Annotated in this window: 1 protein-coding gene; it reads left to right on the top strand. The window is 36.3% G+C overall.

Features of this window, described 5'->3' with window-relative positions; all coding sequences use genetic code 11:
• Positions 1 to 33 precede the first annotated feature (33 nt).
• Positions 34 to 284, top strand: a 251-nt coding sequence (locus VOR_RS17425; RefSeq protein WP_286118525.1) for a hypothetical protein, incomplete at its 3' end; no start/stop codon positions are given.

Here is a 284-nt window from a genome sequence, read left to right as displayed (position 1 = left end):
AAAGAAATGTATCAATTCAATCACGCGAGTCGAATGATTGTTAATGATGCTAAGTTTGTGCTTTCTAAATGGGTATTAGCCACCAATGCTGGCGTCTACTTATCAGAGGATGAGAGTTTTTCTCATGTCCTTAGCTCGGATAAACATTTCATAGAGAAGATCTATTTTTCCGATAAACGCAGAGAGCTTGTGATTGGAACCTTAAATGGTGCGTTAATTATTGATGTTGAAAACCTAAAGCGTAAAAAAAAATTGGTTGGTGAATCGCATGTTTCGGTGTTTTT

The organism is Vibrio ordalii ATCC 33509 (genome assembly GCA_000257205.1).
Classification (GTDB): domain Bacteria; phylum Pseudomonadota; class Gammaproteobacteria; order Enterobacterales; family Vibrionaceae; genus Vibrio; species Vibrio ordalii.
Note: the sequence above shows the minus strand (reverse complement) of the source record. Positions and strands in the feature narration are given on the sequence as shown.